The sequence below is a fragment of the Xenorhabdus entomophaga genome (assembly GCF_037996725.1).
In the GTDB taxonomy this organism is placed as follows: Bacteria; Pseudomonadota; Gammaproteobacteria; order Enterobacterales; family Enterobacteriaceae; genus Xenorhabdus; species Xenorhabdus khoisanae.
On the sequence record NZ_JBBMXH010000471.1, the window covers coordinates 1 to 232 of the forward strand.

A 232-nucleotide genomic window follows, 5' to 3' on the forward strand; every position below is an offset into this window, starting at 1 on the left:
GGTGAGTTCGAGGGCTACGGTTCGGTGTTCGGGGTCAAGGACAGCTACGACGATATTGTCCTGCCCGGCGCTTTTGCGAACACCTTAAAGCAATGGAATGAGAAAGGCAGCCTGCCCGCGCTGCTCTGGCAGCACCGGATGGACGAACCCATCGGTATTTATACCGAGATGAAAGAAGACGAGACCGGGTTGTATCTCAGGGGGCGCTTACTCATTGATGACGATCCGCTGG

General features: G+C 56.0%; 1 protein-coding gene. It reads left to right on the top strand.

Features of this window, described 5'->3' with window-relative positions; all coding sequences use genetic code 11:
- Positions 1-232 (top strand): HK97 family phage prohead protease (locus AAC854_RS23675; RefSeq protein ID WP_340619194.1); only part of this gene is annotated, 232 nt, incomplete at both ends.